Raw genomic sequence first — 17,912 nt, 5'->3', positions numbered from 1 at the left:
ACGGAGGCAACATGGAATTCGAAATGCTGGAAACCGAGACCAACGGCACCATCATCAAGGTGGTCGGCGTTGGCGGCGCTGGCGGCAATGCCGTCCAGCACATGATCAACCGCGGCGTGCAGGGCGTCGATTTCATCGTGATGAACACGGATGCGCAGGCGCTGTCGCGTTCGCGCGCATCGTCGGTGATCCAGCTCGGCAATACGGGCCTCGGCGCCGGTGCGAAGCCGGAAATGGGCCGTGCGGCAGCGGAAGAAGCGCGTGAGCGCATCGCCGACGCACTGCGCGGCGCGCACATGGTGTTCATCACGGCCGGCATGGGCGGCGGGACGGGCACGGGCGCGGCACCGGTGGTCGCGCAGATCGCGAAGGAGATGGGCATCCTGACGGTCGGTGTCGTCAGCAAGCCGTTCGAGTTCGAAGGCGGCAAGCGCATGCGCGTCGCTGAAGCAGGTTCGCAGCAACTGGAGGATCACGTCGACTCGCTGATCGTCGTGCTGAACGACAAGCTGTTCGACGTGATGGGCGACGACGCCGAGATGGACAAGTGCTTCCAGTGCGCGGACGACGTGTTGAACAACGCGGTGGCAGGCATCGCTGAAATCATCAACGTCGATGGCCTCGTGAACGTCGACTTCGAAGACGTGAAGACGGTGATGGGCGAGCAGGGCAAGGCGATGATGGGCACGGCGACGGTCGCCGGCGTCGATCGCGCGCGCCTCGCGGCGGAACAGGCCGTGGCGAGCCCGCTGCTCGAAGGCGTCGACCTGTCGGGCGCGCGCGGCGTGCTGGTCAACATCACGTCGAGCCGTTCGCTGCGCCTGTCGGAAACGCGCGAAGTGATGAACACGATCAAGAGCTACGCGGCGGAAGATGCGACGGTGATCTTCGGTGCGGTGTACGACGACGCGATGGGCGATGCGTTGCGCGTGACGGTCGTGGCAACGGGTCTGGGCCGTGCGGCGAAGAAGCAGCAGTCGGCACCGATGACGCTGCTGCGCACGGGTACGGACAACCAGCCGGTCAGCGCGGTGTCGCACGGCTATGCACCGGCGCATCACGTCAGCACGGCCGACTACGGCGCACTCGATACGCCGGCGGTGTGGCGCAATTCGCGTGAAACCGCGGCATCGCACGTGCAGGCGCTGCAGGAGAAGGGTGTCGACACGTACGACATCCCGGCTTTCCTGCGCAAGCAGGCTGACTGACGCAAACACAGGCGAAGCCGCGGCGAAACTGCCGCGGTATCGCCGGCGTGACGGATGCTACGGACCACGACAGGCCGCGTCGGCTGCGACGCCGGGCCGGGAAACGTGCCCTCTCCGCACAAGCGGGGCGGGATGGGCCGTGCTGTCCGCGACACGCTGAAAAACCGTATCGCTATGAGGGACCAGCCATGATTCAAGTGGGCGACGCGCTGCCCGACGCGCAACTGTTCGAGTACATCGACGACGCGCGCGAAGGGTGCACGCTGGGGCCGAACGCCTGCAGCGTGCGCGATCAGGTTGCGGGAAAGCGGGTGGTGATCTTCGGATTGCCGGGCGCTTTCACGCCGACCTGTTCGGCGCAGCATGTGCCGGGCTACATCGAACACGCCGAGCAACTGCGCGCGGCGGGTATCGACGAGATCTGGTGCGTGTCCGTCAACGACGCATTCGTGATGGGCGCATGGGGACGTGATCTGCACACCGCGGGCAAGGTGCGCATGATGGCGGACGGCAGCGCGGCTTTCACTCATGCGCTGGGGCTGACGCAGGATTTGTCCGCGCGTGGCATGGGGATTCGTTCCCTGCGCTACGCGATGGTGATTGACGGCGGTGTGGTCAAGACGCTGGCCGTCGAGGCGCCGGGCAAATTCGAAGTGAGCGATGCGGCGAGTGTTCTCGCGACGTTGACGTCCTGATCGTGCGGTGCGCCGTTGCCTGCCGGCAACGCTGCTCACCGGCCTCAGGGCAGTTGTAACACGGGCTGATGACCGGAAACGCCTCCGTTCCGGGCATCGGCCCGTCCCGTATCGGCAGGGGTAAACAGCCGAAACAGATTGATACGCAGTTTCAAACTGCGTTGAATAGGGAATTACGCTATAATCCCTCCTATTGAATATAACTCCTGATTGATATCTTCAATCACGACGAAGAACATCATGCTGAAGCAGCGCACCATCAAATCCATCGTGAAGACCGTGGGTATCGGTGTCCACTCGGGCCGCAAGATCGAGCTGACGCTCCGTCCCGCCGCACCGGGCACGGGCATCGTGTTCTCCCGCGTCGACCTTCCCACGCCCGTCGACATTCCCGCGGCGGCGACGTCGATCGGCGATACGCGGCTCGCGTCGGTGCTGCAGAAGGATGGCGTGCGCGTGTCGACCGTCGAGCACCTGATGTCGGCATGTGCCGGCCTCGGCATCGACAACCTCTATGTCGACGTGACGGCCGAGGAAATCCCGATCATGGACGGCAGCGCGGCGACCTTCGTGTTCCTGATCCAGTCCGCCGGGATCGAGGAGCAGAACGCGCCGAAGCGTTTCGTCAAGGTGAAGAAGACGGTCGAAATCCGTGACGGCGACAAGTTCGCGCGTCTCGATCCGTACTTCGGCTTCAAGCTGAAATTCTCGATCGACTTCCGTCACCCGGCCGTCGACAAGACCGGCCAGGAACTCGAGGTCGATTTCGCGAATACGTCGTATGTGCGCGAGATCGCGCGCGCACGCACGTTCGGCTTCGCGCACGAGGCCGAGATGCTGCGCGAGATGGGCCTCGCCCGCGGCGGCAGCATGGAAAATGCGATCGTGCTCGACGAGTACCGCATCCTGAACAACGACGGGCTGCGCTACGACGACGAGTTCGTGAAGCACAAGATGCTCGACGCGATCGGCGACCTGTACGTGATCGGCCATCCGCTGCTGGCGTCGTACACGGCGTACAAGTCCGGCCACGGGCTGAACAACGCGCTGCTGCGCGAGCTGCTCGCGAACGAAGATGCGTACGAGATCGTCACGTTCGACGATCCGCAGGCCGCGCCGAAGGGTTTCGCGTTCGACGCGCAGACGGCCTTCGCCTGAACTGTGTTCGGCGCAAGCAACAAAAAAGCAGCCTTCGGGCTGCTTTTTTGTTGCCCGGACGATGCCGGCGGCGTAGGCCGTCAGCGCGGCTTTGCGCCGTGCCGGGCCGCCATCCGCGCAAGCGCGGCCTGCAGCGGCGACGGTTCGAGATGATCGGCCAGGTCGCGCAACGCGGCCGCGCCGACCGACGTCATCCGCGCCTGCTTCACGTGCGGCGGCTCCGGCGCATCTTTCGGGCGCACGCGCACGCGCAGCGTCGAGACCGGCCAGCCGCGCTTTTGCAGATCGCCGAGCAGCCGCGGCTCGACCTGCCGCAGCCGCGCGGCCAGCGCGTTGTGCGCCGCAAAGAGGGTCAGGGTGCCGTCCTTCACGAAGCCGGGTTCGACGTGGTTCGCCAGGTAGTCGGGCAGAAGCGCGGCAAGATCGCGCTGCAGCGACGCGATTTGCTCGACGCCGGCGCGCAGTGCCGCGAACGCGTCGGTGCGGCCGAGCACTTCGGACACGGGTTGCGGGCGATAGGCGGCGAGCGGGCCGAAACGCTTGGAAAATCGGTTCATCGAGACATTCTTCGGGCGCGCACGCGCGCGGACGTTGACGCCGATTGTACCCGCGCGGGCCCGTGCACGGGCGGCTTTCGCCCCGTGGGCCCGGCCGTAGGCGCGCAGTGCCCGTCCGGCCGAGACACGGGCGTACGCTTTCCCGCGTGCTAAAATTCGACGTTTGAGTCCACTAATTCGCTAAGCCGCCGAGGCTCGGGCGTCGGGGCGCGCAACACGCGCCGGGCGCCGGTGCTGCGACGCAGGATCCGATCCGATGACAACCGGTTTTCTCCAGAAAATTTTTGGCAGCCGCAACCAGCGGCTCGTCAAGCAATACCAAAAGACCGTCGCGACGATCAATGCGCTCGAAACGCAGATCGAGAAGCTGACGGACGACCAGTTGCGCGGCAAGACGGACGAATTCCGCCAGCGGGTCGCGGCCGGCGAGTCGCTCGACAAGCTGCTGCCCGAGGCGTTCGCAGTCTGTCGCGAGGCCAGCCGGCGCGTGCTGAAGATGCGGCACTTCGACGTGCAGATGATCGGCGGCATGGTGCTCCACTACGGCAAGATCGCGGAAATGCGCACCGGCGAGGGCAAGACGCTCGTCGCGACGCTGCCCGTGTACCTGAACGCGCTGGCCGGCCGCGGCGTGCACGTCGTGACCGTCAACGATTACCTCGCGCAGCGCGACGCCGAATGGATGGCGCGCCTCTACAACTTCCTCGGTCTGTCGGTCGGCATCAACCTGTCCGGCATGGAGCACGACCAGAAGCAGCAGGCTTACGCGGCGGACATCACGTACGGCACGAACAACGAGTTCGGCTTCGACTACCTGCGCGACAACATGGTCTACGAGACCGACGCGCGTGTGCAGCGGGCACTGAACTTCGCGGTCGTCGACGAAGTGGACTCGATCCTGATCGACGAAGCGCGCACGCCGCTGATCATTTCGGGCCAGGCCGAGGATCACACCGAGCTGTACGTGCGGATGAACGCACTGCCGCCGCTGCTCGAGCGCCAGATCGGCGAAGAGAAGGCCGACGGCACGGGTGTCGAGAAGCCGGGCGACTACACGCTCGACGAGAAGGCACGCCAGGTGTTCCTGACGGAATCGGGCCACGAGAAGGCCGAGCGCCTGCTCGCCGAATGGGGCCTGATCGGCGAGGGCGAGAGCCTGTACGCGCCGCAGAACATCACGCTGATGCACCACGTGTACGCGGCGCTGCGCGCACACACGCTGTTCCACAAGGATCAGCACTACGTCGTGCAAAACGGCGAAGTGGTCATCGTCGACGAATTCACGGGCCGCCTGATGGCCGGCCGCCGCTGGTCCGACGGCCTGCACCAGGCGGTCGAGGCGAAGGAACACGTGAAGATCCAGAGCGAGAACCAGACGCTCGCGTCGATCACGTTCCAGAACTACTTCCGGATGTACGCGAAACTCGCGGGCATGACTGGTACCGCGGACACCGAAGCGTACGAATTCAACGAGATCTACGGCCTCGAGACGGTCGTGATCCCGACCAATCGCCCGCCGAAGCGGATCGACAAGCAGGACCAGATCTACAAGACGGCCAAGGAGCGCTACGACGCGGTGATCCGCGACATCCGCGAATGCTACGAGCGCGGCCAGCCGGTGCTGGTCGGCACGACGTCGATCGAGAACTCGGAACTGCTGTCTCACCTGCTGAAGCAGGCCGGGCTGCCGCATGAGGTGCTGAACGCGAAGCAGCACGAGCGCGAAGCGGCGATCGTCGCGGAAGCCGGCCGTCCGAAGCGCGTCACGATCGCGACCAACATGGCCGGCCGCGGTACCGACATCGTGCTCGGCGGCAATGCCGAAAAGCAGGCCGCGTTCATCGAGGCCGACGACGCGATCCCGGCCGACGAAAAGGCGCGCCGCATCCAGCAGTTGCACGACGAGTGGGAAACGCTGCACGAGCAGGTGAAGGCTGCTGGCGGCCTGCACATCATCGGCACCGAGCGCCACGAATCGCGCCGGATCGACAACCAGCTGCGCGGCCGTGCAGGCCGTCAGGGCGATCCGGGCTCGTCGCGCTTCTACCTGTCGCTCGACGATCCGCTGCTGCGCATCTTCGCGGGCGACCGCGTGCGCTCGATCATGGATCGCCTGAAGATGCCGGAAGGCGAGGCGATCGAGGCCGGCATCGTCACGCGCTCGATCGAGTCCGCGCAGCGCAAGGTCGAAGCGCGCAACTTCGACATCCGCAAGCAGCTGCTCGAATACGACGACGTGTCGAACGACCAGCGCAAGGTCATCTACCAGCAGCGCAACGAGCTGCTCGAAGCGCACGACATCACCGAGACGATCTCCGCGATGCGTCACGGCGTGATTGCCGAAGTCGTCCGCCAGTTTGTGCCGGAAGGCAGCATCGAGGAGCAGTGGGACGTGCCCGAGCTCGAGGAAGCGCTGCGCAACGACTGGCAGCTCGACCTCGCGATCCAGGAAATGGTGAACGAGTCGTCGTCGATTACGGCCGAGGAGATTCTCGACGCCGTGATGACGGCCGCCGACGAGCAGTACGAGGCGAAGGTCGCGATGGTCGGCCGCGAATCGTTCAGCGCATTCGAGCGCTCGGTGATGCTGCAGACGGTCGACCGCCTGTGGCGCGAGCACCTCGCGGCGCTCGACCATCTGCGCCAGGGCATCCACCTGCGCGGCTATGCGCAGAAGAACCCGAAGCAGGAATACAAGCGCGAAGCGTTCGAGCTGTTCGCCGCGATGCTCGAGGCGATCAAGCAGGAAGTCACGCGCGTCGTGATGAACGTGCAGATCCAGTCGCCGGAACAGCTCGAGGAAGCGGCCGAGCAGATCGAGGAGCGCGCAGGTCATCTCGAGAACGTCGAGTACCAGCACGCCGACTACGCGGAAGCCGGTGCGCCGGTGGCGAACGTCACGGCTGCCGCGGCGGCCACGGCGACGGCCGACATGGTCGGCAGCGCGATGACGCACAGCGGCCCCGGCGGTGAAATGCCGAAGGTCGGCCGCAACGACCCGTGCCCGTGCGGCAGCGGCAAGAAGTACAAGCAATGTCACGGGAAGCTGTCATGATCGACGGCGGCGCGCGTGACGCGCGCCGCTCGGTTCGCAGCTTCGAGCGCGTGATCTGAGTTGCGGCGGCCCGCGCATGCGGCCGCCGGTTCTTCCAATCGATGCCGGCGCACGCCGGCATTTTCCATCTGGCAGGTGTGCCCCATGGCTGTCAATTTTCCGTCGATCGATCCCGCCCAACTGCATCCCGTCGCCGGCGTCACGCTCGGCTGGGCGGAAGCGAACATCCGCAAGCCGAATCGCAAGGACGTGCTGGTCATCTCCGTCGACGAAGGCGCGACGGTCGCGGGCGTGTTCACCGAAAACCGCTTCTGTGCCGCGCCGGTCATCGTCTGCCGCGAGCATCTGGCGAAGGTGCGCGCGGGCGGTGCGGGCATTCGCGCGCTCGTCGTGAATACGGGCAATGCCAACGCCGGTACCGGCGAGCCGGGCCTTGCGAACGCGCGCGAAACCTGCACGGAACTTGCCCGCCTTGCGGGTATCGAGCCGGCGCAGGTGCTGCCGTTCTCGACCGGCGTGATCCTCGAACCGCTGCCGATCGACCGCCTGAAGGCCGGGCTGCCGGCCGCGCTCGCGAACCGCAAGGCCGCGAACTGGTTCGACGCCGCGCAGGCGATCATGACGACCGATACGCTGCCGAAGGCCACGTCGCGCCAGGTGACGATCGACGGTCATACGGTCACGCTGACGGGCATCAGCAAGGGCGCCGGCATGATCAAGCCGAACATGGCGACGATGCTCGGCTTCCTCGCGTTCGACGCGAACGTCGCGCAGCCGGTGCTCGACACGCTCGTGAAGGAAGTGGCCGACCGCTCGTTCAACTGCATCACGATCGACGGCGACACGTCGACGAACGACTCGTTCATCCTGATCGCGTCGGGCAAGAGCACGCTGCCGGCGATCACGTCGACGGATTCGCCGGCCTATGCGGCGCTGCGCGATGCGGTGACGGAAGTCGCGCAGGTGCTGTCGCAGCTGATCGTGCGCGATGGCGAAGGTGCGACGAAATTCATGACGGTGCAGGTCGAAGGCGGCAAGAGCGTCGCGGAATGCCGCCAGATCGCTTACGCGATCGGCCATTCGCCGCTCGTGAAGACCGCCTTCTATGCATCCGACCCCAACCTCGGCCGGATTCTCGCGGCGATCGGCTATGCGGGCGTCGCGGATCTCGACGTCGGCAAGATCGACCTCTATCTCGACGATGTGCTCGTCGCAAAGGCGGGCGGCCGCAATCCGGCGTACCAGGAAGAGGACGGCCAGCGCGTGATGAAGCAGAGCGAAATCACGATCCGCGTGCTGCTTGGCCGCGGCGACGCACAGGCCACCATCTGGACGTGCGACCTGTCGCACGACTACGTGAGCATCAACGCGGATTACCGCTCCTGATCGGGAGTGCCTGAACGACATGGACAAGCTTGAACAGTTTCTGACGCGCGCGGAAGCGCTGCTCGGTCGTCTCGAGGGGATGTTGCCGCCCGCGCAGGCAGCGGTCGACTGGAATGCCGCACACGCGTTCCGCTGGCGCAAGCGCCAGGGGCGCGGTTATCTGCAGCCGGTGCCGGCCGTGTCGTCGATCACGCTCGACGACCTCCACAACATCGATCGCCAGAAAGGGCTGATCGACCAGAACACGCGGCAGTTCGTGCAGCAGAAGCCGGCGAACAACGTGCTGCTGACCGGCGCGCGCGGTACCGGCAAGTCGTCGCTGATCAAGGCGTGCCTGAACGCGTATGCGAAGGACGGGCTGCGTCTGATCGAAGTCGACAAGGACGACCTGCACGATCTCGGCGACATCGTCGACCTGATCTCGCAGCGTCCCGAGCGCTTCATCGTGTTCTGCGACGACCTGTCGTTCGAGGAAGGCGAGTCGGGCTACAAGGCGCTGAAGGTGGCGCTCGACGGCTCGATCGCCGCGCAGTCGGACAACGTGCTGATCTACGCGACGTCGAACCGCCGCCATCTGCTGCCCGAGTACATGAGCGACAACGAGACGTACAAGCATCTCCCGGATGGCGAGATTCACCCCGGCGAAGTCGTCGAGGAGAAGATCTCGCTGTCGGAGCGCTTCGGTCTGTGGGTCAGCTTCTATCCGTTCAAGCAGGACGACTATCTCGACATCGTCGGGCACTGGCTTCGTCATTTCGGCTGCCCGGATGCGGAGATCGAGTCCGCACGCGGCGATGCGCTCGTGTGGGCGCTCGAGCGCGGCTCGCGGTCGGGGCGCGTCGCGTGGCAGTTTGCGCGCGACTGGTCGGGTCGCAAGGAGCAAGCATGAGCGCGGATCTCGCACAAGGCGCGGTACGCGCGCCCGATGGCCGCAAGGTGACGGAAGTGGCGGTCGGCGTGATGGTGCAGCCTGGTGGCCCGGTCGGCCGCTGCCGCTATCTGCTCGCGCAGCGGCTGCAAGGCAAACCGTACGAAGGCTACTGGGAATTTCCGGGCGGCAAGCTGGAGGCCGGCGAAAGCGTCGAGGACGCGCTTGCGCGCGAACTGCACGAGGAACTCGGCATCCAGGTCACGGCCAGCCATCGCTGGCACACGCTCGAGCACGATTATCCGCATGCCTATGTGCGGCTTTATTTCTGCAAGGTGACGGGCTGGACGGGCGAGCCGCACAGCAAGGAAGGGCAGGCGTTCGTATGGCAGCAACTGCCGGTCGAGGTCGCGCCGTTGCTGCCGGCCGCGCTGCCGGTGCTTGAACTGCTCGAGAAGGAAGCCGCGTCGATCTGACGCCACGATGGCCTGCCGGAAAGGCGGGCCATATCACTGTCACTGGCTGACGGTGCCGAGCGCCGCTCAGCTGTCGCGGCGGCCGTCCGTGCCGTCTTCTTCCGATGAGGGCCCCTCGTCGGAGGATCCCCCGATCCGGTACTTTTCCGCGGCCCAGGCGCCGAGGTCGAGCTGCTTGCAGCGGGCCGAGCAGAACGGACGGAACTGATTTTCGGGCGTCCAGCGCACTTCGGCGCCACACGACGGGCATTTCACAACGGTAGTCATACGAAAGCGATCCGGCACGCGGCCGTTACAGATTGCACAGTGTCAGATGGAACGGCACGTCGATGTCCACCGCACGCGGCCGCACATCGCCGTCCTGCGTGGTGAACCGTACCCACAGCATGTATTTGTTGGCGCTTGCCTCGGGAATGACGCGCAATTCCGGCGCCACGCGCACCTGCATCAACTGGTAGGTGCGGCCGGACAGCATTTGCTGGTAGCTGCCCTGCATCGCCATGACCTTCGACGCCTGGCCCGATTCGCGCGCGAGCCGCAGCACGATCGCAGCGGCATCGCGCAGCGGCAGCATCGGCAGGATCCATTTCGCGATGTCCTGGCGCCGCTGCTCGGCGGGCCATTGCTGCCATGCGTAGTACGACGGCAGGTCGAACTTGCACGTGCCGCCCGGAATCACCGCACGGCTGCGGATGCTGGCGAGCCACTCGTTGTCGACGAGGTGCTGCCCGGTCTTGCCCTGCATCTGCGCGAGATTCGCGAGCGTCTGCTCGATTTCGCCGAGCACGGCTTCGAGCGCGTTCTGCTCGATGCCCGGATTGCCGCGAAAGGGGGCGAGCGTCTGGCGTTGACGTTCGAGCTCCTTCATCAGATCCGATTTCAGGTCCGCGCGGCCCGTTACCTCGGCGATTTCGAACAGCGTCGTCAGCGCGACGTGGTGTTCACGCGGGTCCTCCTGAGCCAAAAAGAACGCGAAGCGCTCGAAGAGATCTTCGAGGCGCAACAGCGTGCGAATTCGCTCGTTGAACGGATACTCGTAAAGAATCAAGCGCGCTCGCCTCTTGGGTAGGGATTGAAACAATGCAGGACATTCTAATGCCCACGCTCTACCCTAGCAACGCGCCAATTTCGTACACCATCACGATCGAGCGCGAGGCTCAGTGCGCGGCGGCCGCGAACCCGAGATAGCGTTGGTGCAGTGCATCGACCTGCGCGGCGAGCGCATCGGGCGTCGTCGCGTCGTTGACGATGACGTCGTCGGCCGCCGCGAGGCGGGCCTCGCGCGACGCCTGCCGCGCGATGATCGCCTCGACCTGTTCGCGCGTGAAGCCGTTGCGCCGCATCACGCGTGCGATCTGCGTTTGGACCGGACAGTCGACGACGAGCACGCGATCGCAGCGCGCCTTCCAGTTGCCGGATTCGACGAGCAGCGGCACGACGAACATCACGTATGGGCCCTGCGCTTCGCGCGCCTCACGATCGGTCTCCGCCCGGATCAGCGGGTGCGTGATCGCTTCGAGGCGCCGACGCGCGTCGTCGTCGCTGAAGATCAGTGCGCGCATCTGCGCGCGGTCGAGCGAGCCGTCGGCGGCAACGAAGTCGCGGCCGAATGCCTGTTCGATCGCGGGCATCGCGAGGCCGCCCGGCGCGGTGATGCGATGGGCGATCAGATCCGTATCGACCAGCGATGCGCCTCGGGCGGCGAACAGGTCGGCGACGGTCGTCTTGCCGCTGCCGATGCCGCCGGTGAGTCCAATTGCGAACATGTCAGCCTCCGAGCGCCGAATAGAAAGGGGTGCCGAAAAACAGCGTCGCGACACCGCCTGCCGCGAGGAACGGGCCGAACGGAATCGGCTCCTCGAAGCGCATGCGACCGCGCCAGGTCGCGACGAGCCCGACGACCGCGCCCGTCACCGCGGCGAACAGCACGACCTGCGGCAGTGCGGCCCAGCCCATCCATGCGCCGAGCGCGGCGAGCAGCTTCAGGTCGCCGAAACCGATGCCCTCGATGCCGCGCAGCCATTTGAACAGCCAGTAGACCGACCACAGGAACAGGTAGCCGGCCATGGCCCCAATCACGGCCGAACGCAGCGATGTGAACGTGCCGCCGAGGTTCAGCACGAGCCCGGCCCAGAGGAGCGGCAGCGTCATCGAGTCGGGCAGGTAGCCGGTCCGGATATCGATCGCGCTCATCGCGAGCAGCGCGGCGCACAGCGCGAACGCGGCGAGCGCGGCGACGGTCGGGCCGAATGCCGCGAGCGAGCCGGCGGCGAGCAGCGCGCACACAAGCTCGACGAGCGGATAACGGATGCCGATCGCGTGGCCGCAGCGTCGGCAGCGCCCGCGCAGGATCAGGTAGCTGACGAGCGGGATGTTTTCCCATGCGCGCAGCACGTGGCCGCAATGCGGGCAGGCGCTGCGCGGGTGCCACAGGTCGTAGCGCGGCGGGTAGCCGTCTTCGGGAGTGGCACTCGTGTTGCCGGTCGCTTCGTCGATCTCGGCCTGCCATGCGCGCTGCATCATCACGGGCAGCCGGTGCACGACCACGTTCAGGAAGCTGCCGACGCACAGGCCGATGATGACCGCGAACGCGTACTGCAGCGCGGCCGGCAGCATCGCCAGCGCGAGCAGCGTGCTCTCGGGCGAATCGGAAACGGCGGACAAGGGCGCGGGTGTCATGAGGCTCAAGGTTCGGACTAAAAGGCGACAGAATCGGTTGCGATGCTACACCACGTTGCCGAGCTGAAGGATGGGCAGGTACATCGCGATCACGAGGCCGCCGACGAGTGCGCCCAGCACGATCACGATCAGCGGTTCGCCGAGCGCGGCGAGCGTATCGAGATGCGCGTCGAGCTGGCGCTCGCACAGCGTGGCGATGTCGGCGAGCATCGTGTCGAGCGCACCGGTCTCCTCGGCGACGGCGATCGGCTGCACGACGTCGTCCGGAAAGCAGCCGGCCGACTGCATCGCGTCCGCGAGACGCGCGCCGCGCAGCACGTGGGCGGCGATGTGGGCGGTGGCGCGCTCGAACACGGGATGGCCGGCCGTGCGTTCGAGCGTGGCGAAGGTGTCTGCGAGCGGCACGCCGGCGCCGAGCAGCGTCGCCAGCGATCGGCACCAGCGCGCGGCCGCGAACCGGCTCATCGCACTCCCCGCGAGCGGGACGTGCAGCAGGCGCCGCGCGACAGCGTGGCGCAGCGGTGCCGATAGCCGTAGCGCGCGATGGGCGGCCAGCGCGGCTGCCGCCGTACCGGCAACCAGCACACCGCCCCACGCCGACAGCGCCGAGGACAACGCGAGCAGCGCACGGGTCGGTGCCGGCAGCGCGGCGCCGAAACCGTCGAAGATCTGGCGGAACGTCGGTACGACCCACACCATCAACGCGGCCGAAATTGCGAGCCCGAACAGGATGACGGCCGCCGGATAGGCAAGCGCGGCCCGCAGCTTGCGCCATTGCGCGTCGGCGCGCTCGCGGTGCTCCGCGACCCGTGTCAGCACGACGCCGAGCGAGCCTGACGCTTCGCCGACCTCGATCAGCTGGCGATACAGTGTGCCGAACTGCGCCGGATAGCGTGCGAGTGCATCTGCGAAGCGATGGCCGCCGACGATCTCGCGGGCGAGACCGGCGGCGATTCGCGGCAGGCCGTCGCGTGGCCGCGTGCGCGCGAGCATCTCGAGCGACGGCGCGAGCGGCAACCCGGCCTGCAGCAGGCTCGCGAGCTGGCGCGTGAAGCGCGTGACGTCCCGCGTGCCGGCCATTGGCGGCCGGGCCGGCCCGCGGATGTCGAGCGATAAGACTGCGATGCCGTCGCGCGCGAGTGCGGCGCGTGCACTCGCGGCGTCGAACGCGATGATGATCCCGCGGCGTGGCGTGCCGTCGCGATGGCGGCCGCGCCATGCGAAGCGGCTTTCGCGCGGCGTTGTGCGCATGCTCATGCAGCAGGTGTCGCGGCGATGGCTTCCGCGATGCTCGTCGTGCCGTCCCGGACACGCGCGAACGCCGCGTCGCGCAGACTGCGCACGCCTTCGGCCGCCGCGCATTGCGCGAGTTCGCCGACGCTTGCCCGGGCGACGATGCGTTCCGCCAGCCGGGGCGATACCGGCATTGTCTGATGCAGGCCGATACGGCCGCGATAGCCGATGCCGTGACAGGCCGAACAGCCTCGCGCAACGAACGGCCGCCATCCTGCGGCGAGCGCAACCGGGTCGCAGCCGGCTTCGCGCAATACGGGCACCGGTGCGTCCGAGTGCATGCGGCAGGCGGTGCACAGCCGCCGGACGAGGCGCTGCGCGGTGACGAGGTGCAGCGCGGCCGCGAGGTTGTACGGAGCGACCCCGATATCGAGCAGCCGCGCGACGGCGGCCGGCGCGTCGTTCGTGTGCAGCGTCGACAGCACGAGATGGCCGGTCTGCGCGGCCTTGATCGCGACGTCGGCCGTCTCCGCATCGCGAATCTCGCCGACCATGATGATGTCCGGATCCTGCCGCAGCAGCGCGCGCAGTGCCGTCGCGAACGTGAGCCCCGCCTTTTCGGCGACGCCGACCTGGCTGATGCCGTCGAGCTGGATCTCGGCGGGATCCTCCACCGTGCAGACGTTGTGCGCGTCGCGATCGAGCATCTGCAGCGCGCAATAGAGCGACAGCGTCTTGCCGCTGCCGGTCGGGCCCGTGACGAGCACGAGGCCATGCGGTGCGCGTATCGCGGCTTCCATCGCGGCCGCCTGTTGCGCGTCGAAGCCGAGACGGGCGAGCGTGAGGTCGGTCGGCAGGGTTTCGAGGCGCCGCAGCACGAGTTTTTCACCGAACAACGTCGGCAGCGAACTGACCCGGTAGTCGCCGCGCGTACCGCCGTCGATCGCGATACGCAGCCTGCCGTCCTGCGGGAGCCGCCGCTCGGCGATGTCCATGCGTGCGAGCACCTTGATCCGCGTGACGAGCGCGTCGCGCAGATGAAGAGGCGGCCGCGCATGTTCATGCAGCACGCCGTCGATGCGCAGGCGGATGCGCCAGCCGGCTTCGAACGGTTCGACGTGGATGTCGGATGCGTCGCGCACGCGTGCCGCGTGAAGCGTGTCCGTCAGCAGCCGCACAGCCGGCGCGTCGTCGAGCTGGGCCGCGTCGAGTGCGCGCGGTGCGGTGACGGGCAACGCATCGGAATGAGCGGGCGGCGGCTGCGTGCGCAGCGGCGCCCCGGGAGGAGTGAAATGCATGTGAGCCGGCACGCTGGCCGCCAGTTGACCGTGACCAGCAGATGGTCGCGCGTCGCGGGCGGCGCCGGCAGTCGGCCGTTCGGCTAACGCGCGGCGGCGCGTGCGGTGCGCGAGCCGCGCGGCTTGAAGAGCTTGACGGTGCGCACGGCCTGATCGTCGCTGCGCATCACCTCGAGCATCACGTCGCCGATTTTCAGGCACACGTCGTCTTCCGGAATTTCCTCGAGGATTTCGAGGACCAGTCCGTTCAGCGTCTTCGGCCCGTCGGTCGGCAGCTTCAGGTGCAGCCAGCGATTCAGTTCGCGTAGCGGCATGCTCGCCGAGACGATGCATTCGCCGTTCTCGTCCCAGCCGCCCGCGCGTTCGCTGCGCGGCATCGATGTCGTGAATTCGCCGATCAGCTCCTCGATGATGTCTTCGGGCGTGACGAGCCCTTCGAGTTCGCCGTACTCGTTGACGACGAGCGCGGTCCGCTGCCGCGTTTCCTGGAAAAACTGGAGCTGCTGGACCACCGGCGTGCCCGACGGCACGTAGTACGGCTCGGCGAGCAGCGTGCGCAGCGTCTCGCGGTCGAACTCCTGGTTGTGCAGCGCGGTCAGCGTCTTGCGGACGTGCAGCACGCCGAGCACCTTGTCGATGTCGCCTTCGTAGACGACAAGCCGGTTGTGATAGCAGGTTTCGAGCTGGTGCAGGACGTCGTCGAGCGGCGCGTAGAAGTTGAGCGACTCGATCTGGCGGCGCGGCACCATCACGTCGTCGACCGTGATGTTCTCGAGGTCGAACAGGTTGAGCAGGATGCTGCGGTGCTTGGTCGGCATGAAACTGCTCGACTCGAGCACGATGGCCCGCAGCTCGTCGGCCGACATCCGCTGGTCGCGGCCCTTCTTCGTGTTGATGCGCAGCACCCACAGCACGCCGTTCGCGAGTGCGTTGACGAACCAGACGACCGGCTTGAACACGCGCATCAGCGGCGCGATCACGAGGCTCGCGGGCAGTGCGATGCGTTCGGGGAACGTCGCGCCGACGATCTTCGGCGCGATTTCGGCGAACACGATGATCAGGAACGCGACGATGCCGGTCGCGATCGACAGCGCGAGATTGTTGCGGCCGAACGTATGGAGCGCGAGCGACGTCGTCAGGACCGGGATGATCGTGTTGAACAGGTTGTTGCCGATCAGGATCACGCTGAGCAGCAGGTCAGTGCGCGTCAGCAGCCCCTGCGTGGTTTTCGCGCCGAGCGCGCCCTGGCCGGCGAGATGCTTCAGCCGATGGCGGTTGAGCGCCATCATCGCGGTCTCGGAAATGGAAAAGAAGCTGGAACAGAGGAGAAGCAGGAAGACGGCGCCGATTTGCGCCCATAAGGGAATTTGGTCCACGCGTTGGAAGGAGCAGTGAAGGACAGGGATGGAGGGAATATAGCAGAGGCCGGCGACCGTGATGTGTCGTGCGCGGCACGAGGGGCCCGCGGCGGCCGGACGAAAAAAAACCGTGCACGTGGTGCACGGTTTTTTCAAAATCTGGTCGGGGTGAGAGGATTCGAACCTCCGGCCTCTACGTCCCGAACGTAGCGCTCTACCAGGCTAAGCTACACCCCGATTTGTACTCTTCCGATTTCGCCGTCTTCTTCAAGACCGCTGCGTCGTCAAGCAAGAACATAACTATAACGACGTTTCTTCAAGAAGGGAAGCCCTTGGAGAAAATTTTTTTTCGAGACGGGTGATTTTCCCGTGTCGAACGTGTGTCGCTGCCGTGGCGGCGACACACGACATGCAATCAGGACTGCCGCGACGTCGAGTAAGAGCACAGCGCGAGCAGGCTCTCCTTGTAGATCGAATCGGGGAATGCGGCGATCGCGGCCGCGGCCGCCTGCGCTTCCTGGCGCGCGCATTCGAGCGTGTGATCCAGTGCGCCCGAGCGCGTGATCGCTTCGAAAATCGTGTCGAAGCGAGCGGTGCCGCCCTGTTCGATCGCCTCGCGTGCCAGCGCTGCCTGCTCGGGCGTGCCGCGCTCGATCAGATAGATGAGCGGCAGCGTCGGCTTGCCTTCGCGGAGGTCGTCGCCGGCATTCTTGCCCATTGCCTCGACGGTGCCCGCGTAGTCGAGCCAGTCGTCCATGATCTGGAATGCGGTGCCGATCCGGCGGCCGTATTCGGCGGCGGCGGCCTCGGTCGGCGCATCGGCGCCCGCGAGCACCGCGCCCAGGCGTGCCGATGCCTCGAACAGCTTGGCCGTCTTGTAGCGGATCACCTGCATGTAGCGCGTTTCGTCGACGTCCGCGTCGTGCATGTTGAGGAGCTGCAGCACCTCGCCTTCGGAAATGATCGTCGTCGCTTCGGACAGGATCTCCATCACGCGCATCTTGCCGACGCCGACCATCATTTCGAACGAGCGCGAATAGAGGTAGTCGCCTACCAGCACGCTCGCCGCGTTGCCGAACAGTGCATTGGCGGTCTGGCGGCCGCGGCGCAGCTCGGATTCGTCGACGACGTCGTCGTGCAGCAGCGTGGCCGTGTGGATGAACTCGACGACGGCGGCCAGCACGTGCCGCTGGTGCGACGTCTCGCCGAGTGCACCGGCGACGAGCAGCAGCAACGCCGGGCGCAGCCGCTTGCCGCCCGCGCCGATGATGTACTCGGCGATCTGGTTGATCAACAGTACGTCGGACGCGAGGCTTTGCCGGATAACGCGATTCACCTGCTCCATGTCGCTGGTGATCGGAGCGAGCAGGTGGGCGGCGCTGAGGGTGGGGGAGGCGGTGGACGACGACATGATGATGGAATTGGGTGATGCCGCGGATTATAAGTCGAATCCGAGATATCCCGGTCTGTCACACGTGCCGCAGCCGCGAATTTGGCCGTTCGGCCGAGGCCCGCGCGCGGCAATCGTCGATCTGTTTTGACTTCGGTGCTAACCCCATGTATAATCACGTGTTTTCCGCGCGTGGTGTGCGGAAAAATTGGATCCAGAGTGAGGTTCTCAATGTACGCGGTCATAAAAACCGGCGGCAAGCAGTACAAGGTTGCCGTTGGCGAAAAACTCAAAGTAGAACAGATACCGGCTGACATTGACGCTGAAATCACGCTCGACCAGGTTCTCGCAGTGGGCGAAGGCGAATCGATTAAGTTCGGTACGCCGCTGGTCAGTGGGGCTTCCGTCAAGGCCACCGTTGTGTCGCACGGTCGTCATGCCAAGGTCACCATCTTCAAGATGCGTCGCCGGAAGCACTACCAAAAGCACGGCGGCCACCGCCAGAACTACACTGAGCTGCGCATCGACGCGATCAACGCGTAAGCGCCTCG

Annotated in this window: 17 protein-coding genes and 1 tRNA gene; 8 read left to right on the top strand and 10 right to left on the bottom strand. The window is 66.1% G+C overall.

Features of this window, described 5'->3' with window-relative positions:
- The first annotated feature begins 11 nt into the window (after nucleotides 1-11).
- The 3 genes from ftsZ to lpxC all read left to right on the top strand — a co-directional run bounded on the left by ftsZ (nucleotide 12) and on the right by lpxC (nucleotide 3,061).
- Nucleotides 12-1,208 carry a cell division protein FtsZ gene (gene ftsZ / locus ABIC51_RS31675; RefSeq protein ID WP_021159911.1) on the top strand — a complete coding sequence of 399 codons (1,197 nt, stop codon included), beginning with the start codon at nucleotides 12-14 and terminating at the stop codon, nucleotides 1,206-1,208.
- 188 nt (nucleotides 1,209-1,396) lie between these two features.
- Nucleotides 1,397-1,903: a peroxiredoxin gene (locus ABIC51_RS31670; RefSeq protein ID WP_124818394.1), complete on the top strand. Its 507-nt coding sequence runs from the start codon at nucleotides 1,397-1,399 to the stop codon at nucleotides 1,901-1,903.
- Between the two features lie 240 nt (nucleotides 1,904-2,143).
- A complete protein-coding gene (gene lpxC, locus ABIC51_RS31665; protein WP_027788449.1) occupies nucleotides 2,144-3,061 on the top strand; it encodes a UDP-3-O-acyl-N-acetylglucosamine deacetylase in 918 nt (305 codons plus the stop codon).
- Nucleotides 3,062-3,141: 80 nt separating this feature from the next.
- On the opposite strand, the gene ABIC51_RS31660 is transcribed toward lpxC, so the two are convergent.
- Entirely contained in the window at nucleotides 3,142-3,618 is a 477-nt protein-coding gene (locus tag ABIC51_RS31660) for a DciA family protein (protein ID WP_021159908.1), read from the bottom strand.
- A 256-nt stretch (nucleotides 3,619-3,874) separates the two neighbouring features.
- Between ABIC51_RS31660 and secA the strand changes: the two genes are divergently transcribed.
- The 4 genes from secA (at nucleotide 3,875) to ABIC51_RS31640 (ending at nucleotide 9,403) form a co-directional block, all read left to right on the top strand.
- A complete protein-coding gene (gene secA, locus ABIC51_RS31655) occupies nucleotides 3,875-6,673 on the top strand; it encodes a preprotein translocase subunit SecA (protein ID WP_027788448.1) in 2,799 nt (932 codons plus the stop codon).
- A gap of 144 nt (nucleotides 6,674-6,817) precedes the next feature.
- Nucleotides 6,818-8,059: a bifunctional glutamate N-acetyltransferase/amino-acid acetyltransferase ArgJ gene (gene argJ / locus ABIC51_RS31650; RefSeq protein WP_027788447.1), complete on the top strand. Its 1,242-nt coding sequence runs from the start codon at nucleotides 6,818-6,820 to the stop codon at nucleotides 8,057-8,059.
- Between the two features lie 19 nt (nucleotides 8,060-8,078).
- On the top strand, nucleotides 8,079-8,948 hold the full coding sequence (locus ABIC51_RS31645) for an ATP-binding protein (RefSeq protein ID WP_021159904.1): 870 nt from the start codon (nucleotides 8,079-8,081) through the stop codon (nucleotides 8,946-8,948).
- On the top strand, nucleotides 8,945-9,403 hold the full coding sequence (locus tag ABIC51_RS31640) for an NUDIX domain-containing protein (RefSeq protein WP_027788445.1): 459 nt from the start codon (nucleotides 8,945-8,947) through the stop codon (nucleotides 9,401-9,403). Before ABIC51_RS31645 ends, ABIC51_RS31640 begins: the two co-directional genes overlap by 4 nt.
- A 66-nt stretch (nucleotides 9,404-9,469) precedes the next feature.
- Here the strand turns inward: ABIC51_RS31640 and ABIC51_RS31635 are convergent, their stop codons facing one another.
- From ABIC51_RS31635 to ABIC51_RS31595, 9 genes are all read right to left on the bottom strand, one after another.
- The gene (locus ABIC51_RS31635; RefSeq protein ID WP_027788444.1) at nucleotides 9,470-9,670 is read right to left on the bottom strand and encodes a DNA gyrase inhibitor YacG; all 201 of its coding nucleotides are present in this window, start codon (nucleotides 9,668-9,670) and stop codon (nucleotides 9,470-9,472) included.
- A 25-nt stretch (nucleotides 9,671-9,695) separates the two neighbouring features.
- Nucleotides 9,696-10,451 (bottom strand): cell division protein ZapD, encoded by a 756-nt coding sequence (gene zapD, locus ABIC51_RS31630; RefSeq protein WP_027788443.1) that lies wholly within the window; start codon nucleotides 10,449-10,451, stop codon nucleotides 9,696-9,698.
- 109 nt (nucleotides 10,452-10,560) lie between these two features.
- A complete protein-coding gene (gene coaE, locus ABIC51_RS31625) occupies nucleotides 10,561-11,169 on the bottom strand; it encodes a dephospho-CoA kinase (RefSeq protein ID WP_175862000.1) in 609 nt (202 codons plus the stop codon).
- A gap of 1 nt (nucleotide 11,170) precedes the next feature.
- The gene (locus ABIC51_RS31620; RefSeq protein WP_059697884.1) at nucleotides 11,171-12,082 is read right to left on the bottom strand and encodes a prepilin peptidase; all 912 of its coding nucleotides are present in this window, start codon (nucleotides 12,080-12,082) and stop codon (nucleotides 11,171-11,173) included.
- Nucleotides 12,083-12,127: 45 nt separating this feature from the next.
- Nucleotides 12,128-13,339 (bottom strand): type II secretion system F family protein, encoded by a 1,212-nt coding sequence (locus ABIC51_RS31615; protein WP_175862001.1) that lies wholly within the window; start codon nucleotides 13,337-13,339, stop codon nucleotides 12,128-12,130.
- A complete protein-coding gene (locus ABIC51_RS31610) occupies nucleotides 13,336-14,613 on the bottom strand; it encodes a GspE/PulE family protein (protein WP_175897935.1) in 1,278 nt (425 codons plus the stop codon). Before ABIC51_RS31610 ends, ABIC51_RS31615 begins: the two co-directional genes overlap by 4 nt.
- Before the next feature lie 83 nt (nucleotides 14,614-14,696).
- Entirely contained in the window at nucleotides 14,697-15,989 is a 1,293-nt protein-coding gene (locus tag ABIC51_RS31605; protein WP_021159896.1) for an HlyC/CorC family transporter, read from the bottom strand.
- Between the two features lie 142 nt (nucleotides 15,990-16,131).
- A tRNA-Pro gene (locus ABIC51_RS31600) sits at nucleotides 16,132-16,208 on the bottom strand.
- A 178-nt stretch (nucleotides 16,209-16,386) separates the two neighbouring features.
- Nucleotides 16,387-17,382, bottom strand: a complete 996-nt coding sequence (locus tag ABIC51_RS31595) for a polyprenyl synthetase family protein (RefSeq protein ID WP_027788438.1) — start codon at nucleotides 17,380-17,382, stop codon at nucleotides 16,387-16,389.
- 210 nt (nucleotides 17,383-17,592) lie between these two features.
- On the opposite strand from ABIC51_RS31595, the gene rplU reads away from it, so the two are divergent.
- Nucleotides 17,593-17,904 carry a 50S ribosomal protein L21 gene (gene rplU / locus ABIC51_RS31590; protein WP_006025184.1) on the top strand — a complete coding sequence of 104 codons (312 nt, stop codon included), beginning with the start codon at nucleotides 17,593-17,595 and terminating at the stop codon, nucleotides 17,902-17,904.
- Nucleotides 17,905-17,912 lie beyond the last annotated feature (8 nt).

Origin of the sequence: Burkholderia sp. 572 (assembly GCF_040545135.1) — a bacterium.
Classification (GTDB): Bacteria; Pseudomonadota; Gammaproteobacteria; order Burkholderiales; family Burkholderiaceae; genus Burkholderia; species Burkholderia cepacia.
The sequence above is the reverse complement of the archived record's forward strand: the minus strand, read 5'-3'. Positions and strand labels throughout refer to the sequence as shown.